19 protein-coding genes and 1 pseudogene are annotated in these 18,223 nt (G+C 41.1%); 14 read left to right on the top strand and 6 right to left on the bottom strand.

The window, feature by feature from the left end; all coding sequences use genetic code 11:
- Positions 1 to 118: 118 nt before the first annotated feature.
- Positions 119 to 2,359, bottom strand: a complete 2,241-nt coding sequence (locus CDG59_RS01005) for a primosomal protein N' (protein WP_087543117.1) — start codon at positions 2,357 to 2,359, stop codon at positions 119 to 121.
- 146 nt (positions 2,360 to 2,505) lie between these two features.
- On the opposite strand from CDG59_RS01005, the gene gspF reads away from it, so the two are divergent.
- The 3 genes from gspF to CDG59_RS00990 all read left to right on the top strand — a co-directional run bounded on the left by gspF (position 2,506) and on the right by CDG59_RS00990 (position 4,912).
- Positions 2,506 to 3,711 (top strand): type II secretion system inner membrane protein GspF, encoded by a 1,206-nt coding sequence (gspF, locus tag CDG59_RS01000; protein ID WP_004659210.1) that lies wholly within the window; start codon positions 2,506 to 2,508, stop codon positions 3,709 to 3,711.
- Between the two features lie 23 nt (positions 3,712 to 3,734).
- Positions 3,735 to 4,304, top strand: a complete 570-nt coding sequence (gspG, locus tag CDG59_RS00995; protein WP_087543001.1) for a type II secretion system major pseudopilin GspG — start codon at positions 3,735 to 3,737, stop codon at positions 4,302 to 4,304.
- Between the two features lie 263 nt (positions 4,305 to 4,567).
- The gene (locus CDG59_RS00990; RefSeq protein WP_005162813.1) at positions 4,568 to 4,912 is read left to right on the top strand and encodes a hypothetical protein; all 345 of its coding nucleotides are present in this window, start codon (positions 4,568 to 4,570) and stop codon (positions 4,910 to 4,912) included.
- A gap of 56 nt (positions 4,913 to 4,968) precedes the next feature.
- Here CDG59_RS00990 and lnt read toward each other — a convergent pair whose 3' ends face one another.
- Together lnt and CDG59_RS00980 are read right to left on the bottom strand one after the other, a co-directional pair.
- Positions 4,969 to 6,528, bottom strand: a complete 1,560-nt coding sequence (lnt, locus tag CDG59_RS00985) for an apolipoprotein N-acyltransferase (protein WP_087542999.1) — start codon at positions 6,526 to 6,528, stop codon at positions 4,969 to 4,971.
- The gene (locus tag CDG59_RS00980; RefSeq protein ID WP_005162800.1) at positions 6,525 to 7,364 is read right to left on the bottom strand and encodes an HlyC/CorC family transporter; all 840 of its coding nucleotides are present in this window, start codon (positions 7,362 to 7,364) and stop codon (positions 6,525 to 6,527) included. The genes lnt and CDG59_RS00980 overlap by 4 nt, the downstream gene beginning before the upstream one ends.
- 175 nt (positions 7,365 to 7,539) lie before the next feature.
- On the opposite strand from CDG59_RS00980, the gene tusA reads away from it, so the two are divergent.
- Both tusA and CDG59_RS00970 read left to right on the top strand, forming a co-directional pair.
- Positions 7,540 to 7,797 (top strand): sulfurtransferase TusA, encoded by a 258-nt coding sequence (gene tusA, locus CDG59_RS00975; RefSeq protein WP_087536926.1) that lies wholly within the window; start codon positions 7,540 to 7,542, stop codon positions 7,795 to 7,797.
- A gap of 3 nt (positions 7,798 to 7,800) precedes the next feature.
- Positions 7,801 to 8,397, top strand: a complete 597-nt coding sequence (locus CDG59_RS00970) for a LysE/ArgO family amino acid transporter (RefSeq protein ID WP_087542997.1) — start codon at positions 7,801 to 7,803, stop codon at positions 8,395 to 8,397.
- Positions 8,398 to 8,444: 47 nt separating this feature from the next.
- On the opposite strand, the gene CDG59_RS00965 is transcribed toward CDG59_RS00970, so the two are convergent.
- A complete protein-coding gene (locus CDG59_RS00965; RefSeq protein WP_087542995.1) occupies positions 8,445 to 10,157 on the bottom strand; it encodes an electron transfer flavoprotein-ubiquinone oxidoreductase in 1,713 nt (570 codons plus the stop codon).
- A 187-nt stretch (positions 10,158 to 10,344) separates the two neighbouring features.
- Between CDG59_RS00965 and CDG59_RS00960 the strand changes: the two genes are divergently transcribed.
- The 5 genes from CDG59_RS00960 to CDG59_RS00940 all read left to right on the top strand — a co-directional run bounded on the left by CDG59_RS00960 (position 10,345) and on the right by CDG59_RS00940 (position 14,784).
- Positions 10,345 to 10,968, top strand: coding sequence for a DUF1285 domain-containing protein (locus CDG59_RS00960; RefSeq protein ID WP_087542993.1), 624 nt, complete (start codon positions 10,345 to 10,347; stop codon positions 10,966 to 10,968).
- 44 nt (positions 10,969 to 11,012) lie between these two features.
- Positions 11,013 to 11,891 carry a glutamate racemase gene (murI, locus tag CDG59_RS00955; protein ID WP_087542992.1) on the top strand — a complete coding sequence of 293 codons (879 nt, stop codon included), beginning with the start codon at positions 11,013 to 11,015 and terminating at the stop codon, positions 11,889 to 11,891.
- A gap of 104 nt (positions 11,892 to 11,995) precedes the next feature.
- On the top strand, positions 11,996 to 13,024 hold the full coding sequence (locus tag CDG59_RS00950) for a DUF4062 domain-containing protein (RefSeq protein ID WP_087542990.1): 1,029 nt from the start codon (positions 11,996 to 11,998) through the stop codon (positions 13,022 to 13,024).
- Between the two features lie 69 nt (positions 13,025 to 13,093).
- The gene (gene hemH / locus CDG59_RS00945; protein ID WP_087542988.1) at positions 13,094 to 14,110 is read left to right on the top strand and encodes a ferrochelatase; all 1,017 of its coding nucleotides are present in this window, start codon (positions 13,094 to 13,096) and stop codon (positions 14,108 to 14,110) included.
- Between the two features lie 29 nt (positions 14,111 to 14,139).
- Positions 14,140 to 14,784 carry an MBL fold metallo-hydrolase gene (locus CDG59_RS00940; protein WP_087542986.1) on the top strand — a complete coding sequence of 215 codons (645 nt, stop codon included), beginning with the start codon at positions 14,140 to 14,142 and terminating at the stop codon, positions 14,782 to 14,784.
- Here the strand turns inward: CDG59_RS00940 and CDG59_RS00935 are convergent.
- A complete protein-coding gene (locus CDG59_RS00935) occupies positions 14,781 to 14,972 on the bottom strand; it encodes a DNA gyrase inhibitor YacG (RefSeq protein ID WP_005162768.1) in 192 nt (63 codons plus the stop codon). The two genes, CDG59_RS00940 and CDG59_RS00935, sit on opposite strands and share 4 nt — an antisense overlap.
- Before the next feature lie 91 nt (positions 14,973 to 15,063).
- On the opposite strand from CDG59_RS00935, the gene CDG59_RS00930 reads away from it, so the two are divergent.
- From CDG59_RS00930 to CDG59_RS00915, 4 genes and pseudogenes are all read left to right on the top strand, one after another.
- On the top strand, positions 15,064 to 15,708 hold the full coding sequence (locus CDG59_RS00930; RefSeq protein WP_087542984.1) for an SAM-dependent methyltransferase: 645 nt from the start codon (positions 15,064 to 15,066) through the stop codon (positions 15,706 to 15,708).
- Positions 15,701 to 16,891 carry a TIGR03862 family flavoprotein gene (locus CDG59_RS00925; RefSeq protein WP_087542982.1) on the top strand — a complete coding sequence of 397 codons (1,191 nt, stop codon included), beginning with the start codon at positions 15,701 to 15,703 and terminating at the stop codon, positions 16,889 to 16,891. The genes CDG59_RS00930 and CDG59_RS00925 overlap by 8 nt, the downstream gene beginning before the upstream one ends.
- A gap of 78 nt (positions 16,892 to 16,969) precedes the next feature.
- Positions 16,970 to 17,098, top strand: a pseudogene (locus CDG59_RS00920) (GFA family protein); the annotation flags it as partial.
- Positions 17,099 to 17,154: 56 nt separating this feature from the next.
- Positions 17,155 to 17,793 (top strand): flavin reductase family protein, encoded by a 639-nt coding sequence (locus tag CDG59_RS00915; RefSeq protein WP_087542980.1) that lies wholly within the window; start codon positions 17,155 to 17,157, stop codon positions 17,791 to 17,793.
- A gap of 14 nt (positions 17,794 to 17,807) precedes the next feature.
- Here the strand turns inward: CDG59_RS00915 and CDG59_RS00910 are convergent, their stop codons facing one another.
- Complete coding sequence (locus CDG59_RS00910) at positions 17,808 to 18,140, bottom strand: HopJ type III effector protein (RefSeq protein ID WP_005162753.1); 333 nt, start codon at positions 18,138 to 18,140, stop codon at positions 17,808 to 17,810.
- Positions 18,141 to 18,223: the final 83 nt, after the last annotated feature.

Here is an 18,223-nt window from a genome sequence, read left to right as displayed (position 1 = left end):
AAGATAATGCTAATTATAATTATTTTCATTTGCAAAGTTAATGTTTATTACGAATAGTTTGATTTCTTTATTTTTTGGAAATGATTTTTAATATCACAAAATTTAATAAACCACTGATTTAACTAAACTCTTGTGGATCAACATCGATCGAGAGTCTGAGCAAATGCTGACGTGGTAAATGTACCACTTGTTGCCACCATTGACGTAAATAAAAGTGCAGTTTGGCGCGATCAGTGGATAAAATCACCATATGCGCGCGATAACGACTAGCTTTACGTTCCATCGGTGCGGGAATGGGCCCCCAAATATCAACTAAATCTCCAGCCATTGTCCGTAATTGTTGTGCAATATCTGCCAAGAATTGTTGGCTATAATCTCTGTCTTTAGATTCAACCCGAACCAATACTGCATAACGATAAGGTGGTAGCAGGGCAATTTTGCGATCAGCCAGCATTTGTTTGGCGACAGTACGATAATCATGTTCAATTAATGTGGTCAGCATCGGATGATCCGGACGCAAACTTTGCAAATAAACACTGCCTTTATGCTCACCACGACCAGCGCGGCCAGCGACTTGCACAATCAGCTGTGCAGTTCGTTCAGGTGCACGTGGGTCAACACTGAGCAGTCCTGCATCAATATCTAAAATCGCGACGAGAGTCACATGCGGAAAATGATGGCCTTTGGCCAGCATTTGTGTGCCCAACAAAATGCTCGGTTTATTTTGCTGAATGCGATCATAGATTTTTTGCCAGCTACCGACTCGACTGGTGCTGTCACGATCGACCCGAATCACTTCATGATGTGGGAACAGCTCCTGTAAATGTTCTTCAAGTTTTGCTGTTCCTGCCCCAATTGTTTTTAAGCTTTGTTTCTGACAGGCAGGACAATGATCAGGCAGGCGATTGATGGTGCCGCAATGATGACAATGCAAATAATGGTAGGGCTGTGAATGCAAAGTAAAATGCGCATCACAATGTGGACAGTTGGCTTGCCAACCACAGCTTTCACACATCAGGATCGGCGCATAACCACGTCGATTTAAAAAGATCAGCACCTGCTCTTTACGCTCTAAAGTATGCTTAATCTGTTCGATCAAGGTTTGGCTGAGACCATGCTTCTTTTTTGCGACTTTTAAATCCACCACATACATTTTCGGCAGTACAGCGATGCCCGCACGCTGATTCAACTCAAGCAAATGTAACTTGCCCGATTCCACCAAGTGATAACTGTCAATACTTGGGGTGGCTGAACCGAGAATGACAGGGCAGTTTTGCAAATGGCCACGATACAACGCGACATCACGGGTATGATAGCGGAAACCTTCTTGCTGCTTAAAGGAAAGATCATGTTCCTCATCTAGAATGATTAAGCCCAAATGCGGCAGTGGGGTATAGATTGCTGAACGTGTGCCAATAATAATGGAAGCTTTGCCCGTTTGTGCATGTTGCCATGCCTGTAAACGTTTTGAGTCATTTAAACCTGAGTGCAGTAAAGCCACATCGCAATGAAACCGTGACTTAAAACGAGCGACCGTTTGCGGGGTTAGGCCAATTTCAGGCACCAGTACCAATACTTGTTTGCCTTGTTTTAACACCTCATGCATGACTTGCAAATAAACTTCAGTTTTACCACTGCCAGTCAAACCATCGAGTAAAAATGCCTGATAGTGATGTTGTGCTTTGAGGATCTGTTGAATGGCTTTCTTTTGATCTTCGTTCGGTGTTAAAGGCACTTGAGCCAATTGTACAGGTGTAGGGGTGAAATCATGCGGTTCTAGGCAGCATTCAACCAAGCCCTTTTTTTCTAATGCCTTTAAAGTTGAGGTTTCTACACCACTCAGGTTAAGTATATTCTCGGTAGCTCCATGTGGATGAAGTTTTAACACCTGATAGGCATCATACTGTTTTTGAGAGCGTTTTAATAAGGCATTCGGGTCATTGTGAGGGATGATTTTCCATAAATGAAACAGAATGTCTAAGGCGCGACCTTGTCTTAATAAAGTAGGCAGGGCACTTTGCATCACTTCACCAATCGGGAATTGGTAATATTGGGCTGACCATGTCAACAAAGTTAAAACTTGTTGGTCTAAAATCGATTCCTGATCGAGTAATTCTGTGATGGGTTTAAGTTTGAATTGCCCTGTAAATGCTTCGTTTGGATCAACTTTCTCCGTAATGATTCCCACGAGATTTTGCCGTCCAAAAGAAATCGCGACACGTGCACCGATTTGAGCTTGTGCGTATTGTTCAGCGCTGACCGTGTAGTCAAACGTGTCGTAAACATAAACGGGTATTGCAACTCGAATACGGTACAGAATCGCGTTAGAATTTTCGGTAGGCATATAGGCTTGATTCATGGGTAAAATGGCATGACTGCATGTCATGGAATTATGCTAAAGTGCGAAGTGTTATGTCGATGAATTTCTTGTGAAACTCTCAGGTTTCATTTCAAACACGGATGCAACTGTAACAACAACTATTTTGGGACAATTAGAACAGAACCATGCCTGCTTATCAATTTACTGCGCTTGATGCCTCTGGAAAGCAACATAAAGGTGTGCTGGAAGGGGATTCTGCACGCCAAATTCGTCAACAGTTACGCGATAAAGCATGGACACCCATTGCGGTCGATGCCGTTGAGCAAAAAGACAAACAGCAACAACGCTCATGGTTTAAAAAAAGCTTTAGTGCCTATGATCTTGCCCTGATGACCCGTCAGCTTTCAGTCTTGGTCGCTGCAGGAATTCCACTTGAAGAAGCACTGCGTGCAGTGAGTAAACAAAGTGAAAAATCACATGTGCAAAACCTATTAATTGCCGTACGATCCAAGGTTTTGGAAGGACATTCACTGGCGAAAAGTATGCAGCAGTCGGGGCGATTCCCTGAACTGTATATTGCAACGGTTGCTGCGGGTGAGCGTTCAGGCCATCTTGATCTGATTCTAGATCAGCTTTCGGATTACACCGAAAATCGTTTTGCGATGCAAAAGAAAATTCAGGGCGCGATGATTTATCCGATTGTACTGATGTTGATGTCTTTCGGAATTGTCATGGGTCTAATGACCTATGTCGTGCCTGAAATCGTCAAGACTTTTGAGCAAAGTAAAGAAGCCTTGCCATGGATTACGGTTGCCTTGATGAAAGCCAGTGCTTTTATTCGGCATACTTGGATTGCTATGCTGATTCTCGCTTTTATTGCCATGATTCTGTTTACTCGTTTCCTCAGAACGACTGCAGGGCATTATGCATTTGACCGATTAACACTCAGATTGCCATTATTTGGTAAACTCTCGCGTGGTATCAATGCAGCACGTTTTGCTAGTACGCTGTCGATTTTGACCCGTTCAGGTGTACCTTTGGTTGAAGCGTTACGCATTGGCGCGGAAGTGAGCAATAACTGGGTGATTCGCGATGCGATTGAAGTGGCGATGGAGCGTGTAACAGAAGGTGGTAATTTAGCAACACAATTGGAGCGTTGCGGTTATTTCCCACCCATGATGGTACAAATGATTCGAAGTGGTGAAGCGTCAGGTGAACTGGATCGGATGTTGGATCGTGCATCTACTATGCAGGATCGCGAGGTGACGACCTTTATTTCTACATTACTGGCCTTGCTTGAACCCTTGATGCTGATTTTTATGGCGGCAATTGTATTGGTGATTGTGATTGCGGTAATGTTGCCAATTATTAATATGAACAATATGATCTGATGAGTAAGATGTAAGAGATGAATATGAATAATTTAATAGATAAACACAATGTTGGATGTAGCTTGAATGCTTCTACCCTCGCGGAATCTTGCAACTCAGAGTCCGAGTATAATCTTAATCCAGCCACTCGAAGCACAGCTTCTCGCCTTGCGGCAGGGTCGAGCGTTGCTCGAATGAATCGTGCCTCAGGATTTACCCTCATTGAGGTGATGGTTGTTATTGTAATTCTAGGGGTTTTGGCTGCGCTGATTGTACCCAATGTGATGGGACGTGGAGAAAAAGCCAAAGTTGATACCACTAGTATTACACTCAAAGGTGTTGCTGGTGCTTTGGATCAATATAAGCTCGATAATGGTCGTTATCCATCGATGCAAGATGGTGGTTTAGATGCTTTGGTCAACAAACCTGCGGCCGCTAAAAACTGGCTGCCAGGTGGTTATGTTAAAGGTGGTTATCCAAAAGACAGTTGGGAAAATGATGTTCAATATGTGATTCCTGGCCGTGAAGGTCGCGCGTTTGATTTATATTCGTTTGGTGCGGATGGTAAAGAAGGCGGCGAGGGTAATGATGCCGATATTTATTATCAGCCATAATGCTTAAATAAAATATCACTTCATTTTTTTGATTAAATAAATCAAGAGTGAAGTGATAATGTTTATTGATTAATAATTTTTGCCTAAGTTTTTGAAAAATATGTAAAAATAAAATATTAACTATGTGAGATTTATAATAAGAATTATTCCCATGCTTAATGGTTACAAGAAACAATGAATTATGTAGGTAAATAGACTTTTCCTTTAAATCAAAGCTTTGCATAATAAATTCAGACCATTTAAATCAGGCATGGAGTGAGCAAATGAAAGCATTTTTTATGTTGGATGAACTGAATCAGTTTCATTGGGCAATGCTTAAATCTGTCTTACTGATTTTAATGTTATTGCCGATTACAGAAGGGGCTTTAAGTTTATGGCATGCTACAGAAGGTAGCAGCCAGATCATGATTGGTTTTTTTGCATTAAGCATGTTGAGTGCATGGTTTGTACTGTGTTTTCTAAGTGCCTTAAAAACAACCGTATGGGATAATCAGGAGATGATTTCCAGATATGAGCAATTGTTGTTTAAGGCTTACCGTTATATTCCGATGTTGTTTTTATCGAGTCTGGTTGCATATTTATCCGTGCAATTGCCATTGGCCTTGTAACTCAAAGATCAATCCCGTTATAAAAAAAGAGCGTTGATTCAAACGCTCTTTTCATCTTACCGCCGTGACTTAAAGGAAACATCGACTTTACGTGGGCGATAAATCCATCCCATCACTAACAATAATAGTGAGAAAATCAAGATTGGATAATCACTCAAACGATTATATAACGTTTGCCCTTGCATTGCAGGTAAATCACCACGTAATACGAACTCTTCATCCAGAGGTGCTTGTTTCACGATATGGCCATTGTGGTCAATAAACGCAGTCACGCCTGTATTGGTAGCACGAATAAACCAGCGACCATTTTCTTTGGCGCGCATTTGTACCATTTGTAAATGTTGCCAAGGACCTGCTGTACCTGTAAACCAAGCATCATTTGAAACAGTAATTAAAAAGTCACTATTCATCGCATTACGACGGGTCAGATTAGGATAAGCCACTTCATAACAAATGGCAGCAGCAAGCGCATGTCCTTTGATGGTTAGGGGCTCTTGGTTGGGTTCTCCACGTGAAAAACCACTCATACTGATATCATTTTGCATCGCAGGTAAAACCCATTTCAGCATTCCTGAAAGAGGAATATATTCGCCAAATGGAACAAGACGTTGTTTTTTATACAAGCCATGCGAGTCACTGCCTGAAGCCATAATACTATTGTAATATAAGGGTTCACCCACTTGTTGAGACTTTGGCAGATCCCAGTAAGGGATGCCAGTCACCCAAGCGCTATCTGCTTTTTCTGCTTGAATATCCATTGCTTTTAAAAAGTCTGGAATATCCGTTTGAAATAAGGGAATTGATGATTCAGGCCAAACGATAAGATCACGACCCCATTCCGCACGGGTTAAAGTGGCATAAATTTCTAAGGTTTTAATTTGATACTCAGTCAGCCATTTCAGGTCTTGAGGAATATTGCCCTGAATCAGAGACACACTCAGTGGCTTGGCAGCTTTTGGCTGAACAAACTGGATGAATCCAGCACCCCATGCACCCGCTATCAGTAGTGCAGAAGGAATAGCCCAGAACCAACGACGATTTAAAATTTCGACCAAAGCACATGCCAACACAATGACCACAAATGAAACTGCATAAATGCCAAATAAAGGCGCATAGCCATCCAGTAGCCGTTCAGTAAATGCATATCCAGCAAACAACCACGGAAAACCTGTGAATACCCAAGTTTTTGCCCACTCAAATAGTACCCAGAGTGGTGCAAAGGTGAGTGGTGTTTCTGGAAAAAAGCGACGGTACAGCCATGTTTGAAAAGCTGTAAATAAACCCATGGCTGCTGCCATAAAGGCAATCATCAAAATGCTTAAAAATGCATTGGTATCACCATAAGTATGGATAGAGGTGAAGAGCCAGAACGCGCCGACAAACCATAAACCAAAACCATAGGCCCAACCTAGCGCAAAAGCTTGGCGTGGGTTACGCTGTCGTAACACCGCATAAAGCAATGCTGGTGATAGAATCGCTAGCCACCAAAAATAATAAGGTGCTAAAGCTAAACTAAAGATTGCACCTGAAATGAGTGCAATCAAAAGAGGGAAAATAAAGGGTAACTGTTTTTGTGGTTGAGAAGTTTTTAACAGCTTTTCAAAATAGGCTCTCATTGACGTACAGCTCGAATCAGATGAATAGTGCGTGCATCTGCTTCAATAATGGTAAATTGCCAATCTCCAAGCTCAATGGTTTGACCTTGTAAATCGCTCACTAAACCAATCTCTTGCAGCAGCAAACCGCCCATAGTTTCAACTTCATCATCAGAAAAATCAGCATCTAAAATAGTATTGAAATGTTCAATTGGTGTAAGTGCCTGCACAATCCATGTATTGGCTGTAGTGGGATCATTGTCAGGTACGATATATAGTGCTTCTTCATCGGCAATATCGTGTTCGTCTTCAATTTCACCGACGATCTCTTCGAGAATGTCTTCAAGGGTGACTAGGCCAGAAGTTGAACCATATTCATCGATGACAATCGCAATATGTGTTTGGGTGTTTTTAAGCATACGTAACACTTGGTCTGAACGTGCACTTTCAGGTACAAACAAAGGTTGGCGCATCAGAGCGCGAATATCGACTTTGACATTGCGCTCAGTTAAGAAAGGCAATAGGTCTTTGGCCAAAAGGATACCCACTACATTGTCACTTTGATCTGCTGAAAACACAGGGAAGCGTGAATGCGCTGAATCAATCAGCACATGCAGAATATCAAGTAACTGGTCATCTTCCTGTAAGCTGATAATTGCTGTACGTGGCGTCATGACTTCCCGAATTTTTGTTGCTGGTAGATCGAGAACACCCTCAAGCATAGCAACAGTATCTGGTTCTAAAAAACGACGTGAGTCTTGAACTAACCTGAGTAATTCATCGCGGGTTTCAGGTGCAGTACCTAACCATTTTCTTAAGCCACGCATACCCCACGACGGACTGGATTCCTCGACCATGATCTTTCCTAAAGACTCTCTATATCAATTAGATGATTTTCATCATACCGAAGAAAAAGCGGATATGCATCAATAAAACGATGCGAAAAATGTACAGTTTTTCAAAAAGCTGTTGATGATTTTTATCGACTTACTTTATGTTAAAATGTGAATCTTAAAATATATGAGTATGATGATGTCTGAACAACCTCAACTTCCTACGGTTCAACTGAATACCAGAGGCTTGCGTTGCCCTGAGCCAGTCATGATGTTGCATCAAGCGATTCGTAAAGCAAAATCAGGTGATATTGTTGAGGTACTTGCCACAGACCCTTCCACCTCATGGGATATTCCAAAATTTTGTATGCATCTTGGGCATGAGTTACTGCTTAAAGAAGAAAGCCTTGGTGCAAATAGTCATACCGAATATCGTTACTTAGTGCAAAAAGGCTAAGTTTTGGTTTCTACATATATTTCAGGTTTATTGTTAGGTTTCTCTTTAATTCTAGCGATTGGCGCACAAAATGCTTTTGTATTGAAACAGGGATTGTTAAAGCAACATGTGTTTTGGGTTTGCCTTGTTTGTGCATTATCTGATGCAGTTTTGATTTACTTTGGTGTCTTCTGTTTTGCATCGATTTTGAGTCAGCAGATAGGGCTGATTCAAGTCATGAAATATTTTGGTGCTGCCTTCCTATTTATTTACGGCTTACGTAGTTTTTATAACGCCTATAAAGCCAATAGTGGTCTCGTTGCCTCAGCACAACCAACTACAACTTTGGCGCAAACTTTGATGTTATGTTTGAGTTTTTCTTGGTTAAATCCACATGTCTATTTGGATACGGTGGTGTTGCTCGGCTCAATTTCAGCACAATATACTGATAAAGTGGCGTTTGCAGCAGGAGCGGTTTCTGCGTCTTTCTTGTTCTTTTTTAGTCTAGGTTTTGGTGCTCGTCTACTACGTCCAGTTTTTGCCAATCCGAAAGCATGGAAATTGCTTGATGGGATCATTGGTGTGGTGATGTGGATGATTGCACTTTCATTGTTACGCTAAACCTAAGAAATAAAAAACCAAGCCGAAGCTTGGTTTTTATCAAAAATTTACATATTTGGATAGTTAGGACCACCGCCACCCTCAGGGGTTACCCAAGTAATGTTTTGTGATGGATCTTTGATGTCACAAGTCTTACAGTGTACACAGTTTGCTGCATTAATCTGGAAGCGCTTAGAACCATCATCATTTTCCATGATTTCATAAACACCAGCAGGGCAGTAGCGTTGAGCAGGTTCATCCCATTTTGGTAAGTTTACATTCACTGGAATTGATGGATCAGTTAGCTTCAAGTGAGCAGGTTGGTTTTCTTCATGCACTGTATTTGATACGAATACTGAAGATAAACGGTCAAAGGTCAACTTACCATCTGGTTTTGGATAGTTTGGTTTGAACGTCGATGCATCTACAGTTTTAAGTGCAGCAAAGTCTTGTTTTAAGTCATGTAAGGTAAATGGCACTTTAAGGATGTTTTGATCAATAAAGTTAAATGCGCCACCAATCCAAGTACCAAACTTGTGCATCGCTGGACCAAAGTTACGTGCTTGATATAACTCTTCTTTTAACCAAGAGTTATTATACTTATCTGTATAAGTCGTTAACTCTTTAGCAAAATGATCGTCGCCTTCAAGAACGCGAGCAATTGCAAGATCACCACCTTTTGCGACGCCCGCTGCGATTGCTTCAAACACAGCCTCGCCACACAACATACCTGACTTCATTGCAGTGTGAGAGCCTTTGATTTTTGAAAAGTTCAAGAAACCAGCATCATCACCGATCAAGCAACCGCCTGGGAAAGTCAGTTTAGGTAAAGAGTTAAAGCCACCTTTTACAACTGCACGTGCGCCGTAAGAAATGCGTTTACCACCTTCAAGGAATTGCTTAATGGTTGGGTGAGTTTTCCAACGTTGCATTTCCATAAATGGATACATATTTGGATTTTCATAAGATAAATCCACAATCATACCCAAAGTTACTTGGTTGTTCTCAGCGTGGTATAGCCACCAACCACCCGCAGAACCTGTTTCAGATAATGGCCAACCTGCACCATGCATCACTAGACCAGGCTTATGCTTAGCTGGGTCAATTTCCCAAAGTTCTTTGATACCAATACCGTAATGTTGTGGATCAGCATCTTTATCTAAATTGTATTTAGCAATTAAACGCTTACCGAGGTGACCACGGCAACCTTCAGCGAATAATGTATATTTCGCATGAAGTTCATAACCAGGAGTAAAGTTGTGTGTTGGCTCACCATTTTTGCCAATACCCATATCACCTGTTTGGATGCCTTTTACAGTACCATCTTCATGATAAAGTACTTCAGATGCAGCAAAACCAGGGAAAATAGAAACTTCTAATTCTTCAGCTTTTTGACCTAACCAACGAACAACGTTACCAAGAGAAATGACATAGTTCCCTTCGTTGTGCATTGATTTAGGAACCATCCAATACGGCATCTTTTGTGCTTTAGTATCAGATAATAAGAAATAAGTTTCGTCATCCGTTACAGGAACATTCAGCGGAGCGCCTTCTTCTTTCCAGTTCGGGAACAATTCATTCATGGCACGTGGTTCAAGTACAGCACCAGAAAGGATATGCGCACCAACTTCAGAGCCTTTTTCAACCACACAGACTGAAAGGTCAGGTAGGTTGTTTTCAATCGCTAATTGACGAATTTTAATCGCAGCAGATAAACCCGCAGGTCCAGCGCCTACGATCACTACGTCAAACTCCATCGCTTCACGTTCGATGTGTTCCATGTAGGACTCCTCATATTTTAAGGGTGGCAACCGTAATCATTGCTATTCGGTGCTGCCATGAGTGTTCTGAATTGCCAAGCACAAAACTATTTATTGCGCTTGCAAACGTTTGGGATAGTATAGTTTTAAACCTTGATCTCGCCAATTGGCTGAGTGGTCATATTTTCCCGTCAGCAAGGCATAAACTATGATAAATGAAAATGATTCTCCACAAAACCCTTTAGAAAATCAGGGAAAAATCATGTTGTCTGATGATAAAAACTTAATGAACATTGCACAATACTTAAAAGATGTACAGCAAAGTCACAAAAGGTCAATTCCACCTTTAGACCAATGGCATCCAAAGCATTGTGGCAAAATGGATTTGAAAGTAAAAGCCAATGGAGAGTGGTGGCACGAAGGTCAATTGGTTAAGCGTCAGGCACTCTTAGATCTGTTTAGTAAAGTGCTTTGGAAAGAAGATGGAAGATTTTACTTAAAAACACCAGTTGAACAGATTGAAATTGAAGTTGAAGATGAGCCTTTACTTATCAATCAAACTGATCAAATAGAACTAGATGGAAAAAAATATCTACAACTTACGACCAGTAATCAAGATGTCGTCATTGTGGATGAACAGCATCCGATTTTTATGCGTGAATATGCAGGTGAGTTAAGACCTTATGTTCATGTTCGATTTGGAATCAATGCCTTGATTCAGCGTCAAAGTTTTTATCATCTCGTGAATTACGGCACTTTGTCTGAAAATTCACAAGGTGAAGCTGTTTTAACATTAAAAAGTGGTGATTTAGTCTTGCATTTGAGCACCTGAGGTTTAATCTTTAACAGAGATATTCCACCACTACGTTTTCGTGTATGACAGCTGTTCAACCTATCGCAGAGTTATTAAATCCTATGCCTCATGCATCCTCAGATGCTCCGATAGGTGTATTTGATTCTGGGATTGGAGGCTTGTCGATTGCTCAAGAAATTGCCTCTCATTTACCCAATGAGCGCATTCTTTATTATGCTGACACCGCTCATGTACCTTATGGGGCGCGTTCTGATCAAGAGATTCGCAAGCTTACTGCTCAAGCAATTGAGTGGTTGTATCGACAAGGTTGCAAAATTGCAGTTGTCGCTTGTAACACTGCTTCAGCTTTTAGTTTGGATTATTTGCGAGATTATTATGGTGAGCGTTTTCCAATCGTAGGTTTAGTTCCTGCGTTGAAGCCTGCTGTGATCCAAACCCAATCTAAAGTTGTAGCAGTGTTAGCAACACCAGCAACTTTTCGTGGTCAATTGATTAAAGATGTCATGCTCAAATTTGCTGAACCTGCTGGGGTGAAAGTTCTCGCTGTAACCAGTTTAAAACTGGTACCTTTTGTGGAGTCAGGTCAGCAAATGAGTCAAGGTTGTTTGAATGTATTGCAAGAAATTTTACAGCCTGTTGTTGCTCAAGGTGCGGACTTTTTAGTGTTAGGTTGTACCCATTATCCCTTCCTAAAAGATGCGATTCGTCAGGTTTTTGGTGAAAAGTTAAAGTTAATTGACTCTGGGCAAGCGGTTGCACGACAAACAGCATATATTTTAATAAAAAATAGGTTATTATGTGACAAAATAAGTCATAATATTACACGTATTGAATGTTATGTCAGTGGTAATAATGCGATTGAGTTATCATTAGTGCTCAAACATCTAGTACCAGAACAAATAACATGGACGATTCGCAATTTGGATGAAAGTACTGCTTAAGTGCTTAAAATCTAATCATATTTGTGGTTTGATCTAGGTTATCTATTAATAAAATTTAAGCAAAATAGCTTAAAATTATTGATCAGTGAATTGAGGCTTAGCCTATGCAAGATACCCGTTATCAAGTGTTTATTTCTACGTCTGGCAATGAAATGCAACCAGAGCGAGCAGTCTTGACTCAAACTTTGGTTGGGATGGGTTTCTTTTCGTGGGGCTTAGAACAGCGCACACCATTAAGTACCTCTATTGCTCGTCGTCAAATAGATGACTGTGATTACGTCGTAATCTTATTAGGTAGCCAGTATGGCGAACAATCCGTTTCAGGTGTTGGTTACATGCATCTGGAATATATTTACGCCATGACGAAGCAGAAACCTGTGATTGTATTCATGCATGAAGATCCTGAATCACGTGATGCTGTATTACATGATCATAAATTAGAATTGAGAGAAAAATTCAAAGAGTTTAGAAAACAGCTTCAACATGAAGTTGATCAAGTTTTTACTTATCGGACTTTGCGTGATTTAGAACTTGCGGTACGTTCGAATATGCCACAAATGTTAGAGCGTTATCCTGTGGTCGGTTGGGTGCGTCCGCAAAATACGCAAGTTTTACAAGATGAAATTGACAGTTTGCGTGCAAAAGTAAAACAACTTGAAACTGAAGTTGGAAGTCGAGAAGTCGATCCGATTGCAACTGTTCCAAAGGTATCAATGCATGAGATTTATTCATTTGAATATCGTATGCATGCTTATCAAGATGGTAATTTCAAAGAAGTTAAACCATTCCGTAAAATGACATGGGCACAACTACTGAATGTGCTTGGTTCATCATTTGTGATTCCAACACCTGAAGAATATTTTTCCAAGCGCATGAATGAATATCTAAATGAAACGGGTCTGGATGATGCGCGCAAGGAAATGCCACGCGCGCATGCTGTTTCTCGCGCGCAAATCAATATTCGTGCACTCCATGAAATTAAAACACAAATGCGTCAAAATGAATGGATTATGCCAACTGGCCGTGATGATCGCCAAAGGATGTTATGGCAATTGACCTCAAAAGGGCAGAAGTTATTAGAAAGTAACATTTTGGATAGTAATCGGGTTTTTCAATTTAAGACCATGCATTAATTCAATTTAAAAAATAATCATAAAACTGCTAAAGTAATTGAAGAAATTCAGCTATAGCGGAAGCGATCTATGTCAGCTACACCAAAACCAAAAGTGACTGTGGTTTTAGCAAATTTAGGTACGCCAGATGAAGCCACTGTGCCAGCAGTACGTCGATTTTTAAAACAATTTTTATCCGATACACGTGTCATTGAAATCCCGAAACCGATTTGGTGGATTATTTTACATTTATTTGTATTGACATTCCGTCCTAAAAGAGTGGCTGAAGCTTATGCTTCTGTATGGTCAAAAGATTCACCAATGCGAGAAATTGTGCTTGAGCAAACTGAATTGGTGAAGCAACGCTTACAATCGGAAAATCAGCCTTTTGATTTGACGGTTGTTCCTGCTATGACCTATGGGCAACCCAGCATATATGGTGTTTTTGAGCAGCTTGAAAAAAATCCACAAGAGCACGTTATCCTTTTACCTTTATTCCCTCAGTATTCCGCAACATCAACAGCACCCCTTTATGATGCTTTTGCCAGATGGATTCCTAAACAACGCCATTTACCCGGTCTGACGTTAATCAAAGATTATTATCAACATCCCATGTTTATTCAGGCATTGGCGGATAGTGTTGTCGCTTATCAAGCCCAATATGGTAAACCTGAAAAATTATTGATGTCTTTTCATGGTATCCCGCAGCCGTATGCGGATAAAGGTGATCCTTATGCTGATCGTTGTCGTATGACAGCGAAACTCGTTGCTGAAGCATTGCACCTAAATGAGCATGAATGGGCTATTAGTTTCCAATCTCGCTTTGGTAAGCAGGAATGGGTTAAGCCATATACGGATGTGATTTTACAGCAATGGGGTGAGCAAAAGGTTAAATCAGTGCAAGTATTGAGTCCTGCATTTTCGGCGGATTGTTTAGAAACATTGGAAGAGTTGGCCATCCAGAATAAAGAACTGTTTCAACATGCGGGTGGTGGGGAATATGCTTATATTCCTGCTTTGAACAGCGATAAAGCGCATATTGATTTGCTTGCTAGTCTCGTTCAGGCTAATCTTGATGCCCTTACTCATACCTTAGCCCATCGTTAAATTGACGTTTTATTTCGCCAGAGGTTTTTATGCTGCAAGTCAAAATTGTACCCGTTACTGCATTTGCCCAAAATTGTTCTATTCTTTGGGATAGTGAAAGTAAAGAGGCTGTTTTGATTGACGCAGGCGGTGATGCAGCAGTGCTGAAAAAAGAAGTTGAAGCACTCGGTTTAAATGTTAAAGCACTTTGGTTAACGCATGGGCATCTTGATCATGCAGGTGCGGTGGGTGAACTTGCTGAGACATGGAATATTCCAGTGATTGGGCCGCATAAAGAAGATCAGTTTTGGCTTGATATGATCCAAGAAGTCTCAGCACGCTATGGTTTCCCGATCCCACAACCTGTCAAAGTTGATCAGTGGTTAGAGGGGGGCGAAACGTTGAAACTGGGTGAGGATGAATTTGAAGTCCGTTTTGCGCCTGGTCATACGCCTGGTCATGTGATGTTCTATAATGCTAAACATGGTTTGCTATGGACCGGTGATGTATTGTTCAAAGGTTCGATTGGGCGTACTGATTTTCCAAAAGGTAATCATCAGCAATTACTTGATTCAATTCAGCGTGAATGCTTTAGCTTGCCTGATGAAACTCAGTTTATCTCAGGTCATGGACCGATGAGTACCATCGGCTATGAAAAGCAGTTCAATCCTTTTGTGGCAAGTAAAGCAGGTTAGTCCTCGTAATCATCTTCTTGGCGTTGCAAGCCTGATTGAGGGGCATCTTGAGTAGGTAATTTGTATTCATCGCTCGCCCAAGCACCAAGATCGATTAGTTTGCAACGCTCTGAGCAAAACGGACGAAATTCATTACCTTCCCAAGTGCTGGCTTCACCACAACGAGGGCAGGGAAATGTACGTGGCATAGAAAATTCCTAAAACATAAAACAAATAGATTAGGCAAAAGTAAAGTGAGTTGTTAGACTTATGCCGATTTCTAGATAGTTTGATGAGATTATGTCGATTCGTCAATTTCAAGCACAACGTATGCAAGCCCCTCGTGATTTTATTGCCATTCCTAGTACACCGATTTGTGTCGAAATTGGTGCTGGAAAAGGCAAACATGCCTTGTTGTTTACGGGGCAAAATCCACACACCACGTTGTATGCGATTGAACGAACCAAAGAAAAATTTCTGGCTATGCAAAAACAGCATCAACTAGAACCGCGTGAATATCTCAATCCGATTCATGCCGATGCTTTACCTTGGATTGTGCATGCCCTATATCCTGCACAGGTCGAACAATTTTTTATTCTCTATCCAAATCCAGAACCGCATAATCCTGCACAACGTTGGCTGAATATGCCATTCTTTGAGTTCCTACTTTCTCGTCTTCAGCTCAATGGCTCGATTACGCTCGCAAGCAATATTCCTGAATATATTGATGAAGCTGAACAGCAGTTGATTGAGCTATGGAAACTGCCATATGAAAAGCAGAAAATTGCAGTAGATTCTGCATGTACTCATTTTGAAATTAAGTACTTAGAACGTGGTGAATTGTGCCAACAATTGATCATTCGAAAACCAGAAGGCTATACAACCCGTTTTGATGATTTTGCACCATTGCAAGGGCAGAATATTCAAGAGAACCTTGATGTCTAAACGCATTGCGATTATTGGTGCAGGTCCAGCGGGCTTGATGGCTGCTGAAGTGTTGAGTCAATACAACTATCAAATTGATGTGTTTGAACAAAAACCTTCTGCAGCACGCAAGTTTTTAATGGCGGGCAAAACAGGTTTAAATATCTCACATGCTGAGCCTGTAGACGTATTTATCCAACGCTATGATCGTACCGATTGGTTGAGCCCTTGGGTGAAACAATGGGATGCTCAGTGGATTCAAAATTGGATGCAAGGTCTTGGGATTGATTCCTATGTCGGCAGTTCAGGACGCGTCTTCCCTGTAGAAATGAAAGCAGCACCGTTACTTCGTGCTTGGTTAAAGCGATTGATGAATGATGGCGTAAAATTTCATTATCGTCATCGTTGTGTGGATTTATCCAACAATCAACTCACGATAGAGAATCAGACTCAGCAATTTAGTGCAACTTATGATGCGATTATTTTGGCCTGCGGAGCAGTGTCATGGTCACAATTAGGCAGTGATGGGGCGTGGCAGCAATGGCTTTCCACCGATGAAATTGAACCATTTCAGGCTAGCAATGCTGGGGTGCTGAAACAATGGTCGCCGTTTATGCAAGATTGTTTCGGTCAGCCACTCAAACGAGTTGATGCGTGGGTTACAACTGAGCGAAAGACACATGGTGATATCATCATTACGCACTATGGTTTTGAAAGTGGTGTGATTTATAAATTGGGACGTGATTTAAGAACACAACTGAGCCAAAAGAAAAACCTAAAACTTCACCTAGACTTACTTCCAGATCTCAGTATTGAACAATTAGAAAAGAAATTACAGGGCAATAAAAAGCAGTCTCTTACCAATCTTTGGCGTAAAGCAGGCTTGGATCAGGTCAAAATTAATCTGCTTCGGGAAATCGTTGATAAAAGCTTATGGTCAGATGCCAAGCAAATGGTGCAGCAGATCAAGCATCTCAGTATTTCTTTAGATGGCTTCCGTCCAATCGAAGAAGCGATTAGCTGTGCGGGCGGGGTCAAGCAAGATATTTTATCTCCACAATTGCAATTGAAATCTAATCCTTATGTGTTTTGCTGTGGCGAAATGCTGGACTGGGATGCACCGACAGGTGGATATTTGCTGACGGCTTGTTTTGCCACAGGGCGAGCAGCAGGGCAAGGCGTACAACATTTTTTAAGCAGATAAATACGCTGTTTTGTACTTTGTTTGATATGTGAATAGTGTTAGTTTTGAGTAGTCAATAAATATAGGACGTATGATGATATGTCTGAACAATCGCCAGTATATCAAGGGAGTTGTTTATGTCAGGGCATCCGCTACGAAATTCAGGGTGAAATTGGTGAGATCGTTCAGTGCCATTGTCAGCGTTGCCGTAAAGCGAACGGGACTGCATTACAGATGATTTACCACAATATATCGAACGCCCATAAGTAGGTAGTGCAAGCATTATGATTTTTGAAACCTCTGAGTTAGATGCAAATCAGATCTATCGTTTGTTGGTTGGGGGAATTACGCCTAGACCCATCGCATGGATCAGTACCATTTCTGCTAGTGGCGTAGCCAATATAGCCCCTTATTCATTCTTTAACGTTGCGAGTTGTCATCCTCCCATCCTTTGGTATTCACAAGTCAATCCAAGAAATGGGCAAGATAAAGATACTTTGAGAAATTTAATCGAGACGCAACAATGTGCGATTCATATTGTAAATTCACAACTGCTTGAACAGATGAATTTATCTTGTGCTGTATTGCCTCCAGAGCAAAGTGAGTTTGATTTTGCTGAGATTGAGTCTGAACCAAGCCATGCGGTCGCAGCCTTGGCAGTAAAATATGCACCAGTGCGTTATGAATGCCAATTAAGAGAGGTGATTCAGCTCAGTAGCTTAGCATCTGGAGGTACAGTCGTATTGCTGGATGTCAAATCGATTTATGTTGATGATCGGTTATGGGATGGGCAGATGATTGATCAACAGCAACTCGATAGTGTTGGGAAAATGGGTGGCGATTTTTATAGTTTAACAACAAATTTATCTAAACTGGTTAGACCCAACATTACAATAGAAAATGATGATAAAAAAGGAGGTTAAGTACCTCCTTTATCTTATTTTGCAGTCAGTGCTTTACCTTCAAACTTCACGCCATCCCAGCCATTTTGCATAAACTGACGGATATTTTGATGATCTGTTGCTTCAGGTGTCGCCAATACAGATGCATAATGTTCCGCAAATAAACTGAGCGTCTCCGCTTGATTTAAGCCTTCGATTTGCGCAAAGCTGAGTACTTTTGCGCTGCCTTGGTTTTCGGTTTCAGCATTTGATTGTGCGCCATTTTGAAAGGCTGTTGGCGTATGTTGATAACGTGCTTCAATAAATGCCAATACGTCTGCAAACTTTGCTGAACCATCTTTAAGTTGTGCCAATAAGCTTTGAGCCATTTCAAAATTCCATATTTGGTGAAGTAATGCCCACATCATAACATTTAAATACAGCATCGTATTTGAACTGGACGTTGTAATCT

The organism is Acinetobacter sp. WCHA29 (assembly GCF_002165335.1).
Taxonomy (GTDB): domain Bacteria; phylum Pseudomonadota; class Gammaproteobacteria; order Pseudomonadales; family Moraxellaceae; genus Acinetobacter.
This window is presented reverse-complemented; position numbering and strand designations above follow the sequence as displayed.

What these genes read in the sequence shown, in the direction of transcription:
- CDG59_RS01005 (WP_087543117.1), bottom strand. Translation starts at nt 2,359, where the DNA reads ATGAATCAAGCCTATATGCCTACCGAAAATTCTAACGCGATTCTGTAC.
- gspF (WP_004659210.1), top strand. Translation starts at nt 2,506, where the DNA reads ATGCCTGCTTATCAATTTACTGCGCTTGATGCCTCTGGAAAGCAACAT.
- gspG (WP_087543001.1), top strand. Translation starts at nt 3,735, where the DNA reads ATGAATAATTTAATAGATAAACACAATGTTGGATGTAGCTTGAATGCT.
- CDG59_RS00990 (WP_005162813.1), top strand. Translation starts at nt 4,568, where the DNA reads ATGAAAGCATTTTTTATGTTGGATGAACTGAATCAGTTTCATTGGGCA.
- lnt (WP_087542999.1), bottom strand. Translation starts at nt 6,528, where the DNA reads ATGAGAGCCTATTTTGAAAAGCTGTTAAAAACTTCTCAACCACAAAAA.
- CDG59_RS00980 (WP_005162800.1), bottom strand. Translation starts at nt 7,364, where the DNA reads ATGGTCGAGGAATCCAGTCCGTCGTGGGGTATGCGTGGCTTAAGAAAA.
- tusA (WP_087536926.1), top strand. Translation starts at nt 7,540, where the DNA reads ATGTCTGAACAACCTCAACTTCCTACGGTTCAACTGAATACCAGAGGC.
- CDG59_RS00965 (WP_087542995.1), bottom strand. Translation starts at nt 10,157, where the DNA reads ATGGAACACATCGAACGTGAAGCGATGGAGTTTGACGTAGTGATCGTA.
- CDG59_RS00960 (WP_087542993.1), top strand. Translation starts at nt 10,345, where the DNA reads ATGATAAATGAAAATGATTCTCCACAAAACCCTTTAGAAAATCAGGGA.
- murI (WP_087542992.1), top strand. Translation starts at nt 11,013, where the DNA reads ATGACAGCTGTTCAACCTATCGCAGAGTTATTAAATCCTATGCCTCAT.
- CDG59_RS00950 (WP_087542990.1), top strand. Translation starts at nt 11,996, where the DNA reads ATGCAAGATACCCGTTATCAAGTGTTTATTTCTACGTCTGGCAATGAA.
- hemH (WP_087542988.1), top strand. Translation starts at nt 13,094, where the DNA reads ATGTCAGCTACACCAAAACCAAAAGTGACTGTGGTTTTAGCAAATTTA.
- CDG59_RS00940 (WP_087542986.1), top strand. Translation starts at nt 14,140, where the DNA reads ATGCTGCAAGTCAAAATTGTACCCGTTACTGCATTTGCCCAAAATTGT.
- CDG59_RS00935 (WP_005162768.1), bottom strand. Translation starts at nt 14,972, where the DNA reads ATGCCACGTACATTTCCCTGCCCTCGTTGTGGTGAAGCCAGCACTTGG.
- CDG59_RS00930 (WP_087542984.1), top strand. Translation starts at nt 15,064, where the DNA reads ATGTCGATTCGTCAATTTCAAGCACAACGTATGCAAGCCCCTCGTGAT.
- CDG59_RS00925 (WP_087542982.1), top strand. Translation starts at nt 15,701, where the DNA reads ATGTCTAAACGCATTGCGATTATTGGTGCAGGTCCAGCGGGCTTGATG.
- CDG59_RS00915 (WP_087542980.1), top strand. Translation starts at nt 17,155, where the DNA reads ATGATTTTTGAAACCTCTGAGTTAGATGCAAATCAGATCTATCGTTTG.
- CDG59_RS00910 (WP_005162753.1), bottom strand. Translation starts at nt 18,140, where the DNA reads ATGGCTCAAAGCTTATTGGCACAACTTAAAGATGGTTCAGCAAAGTTT.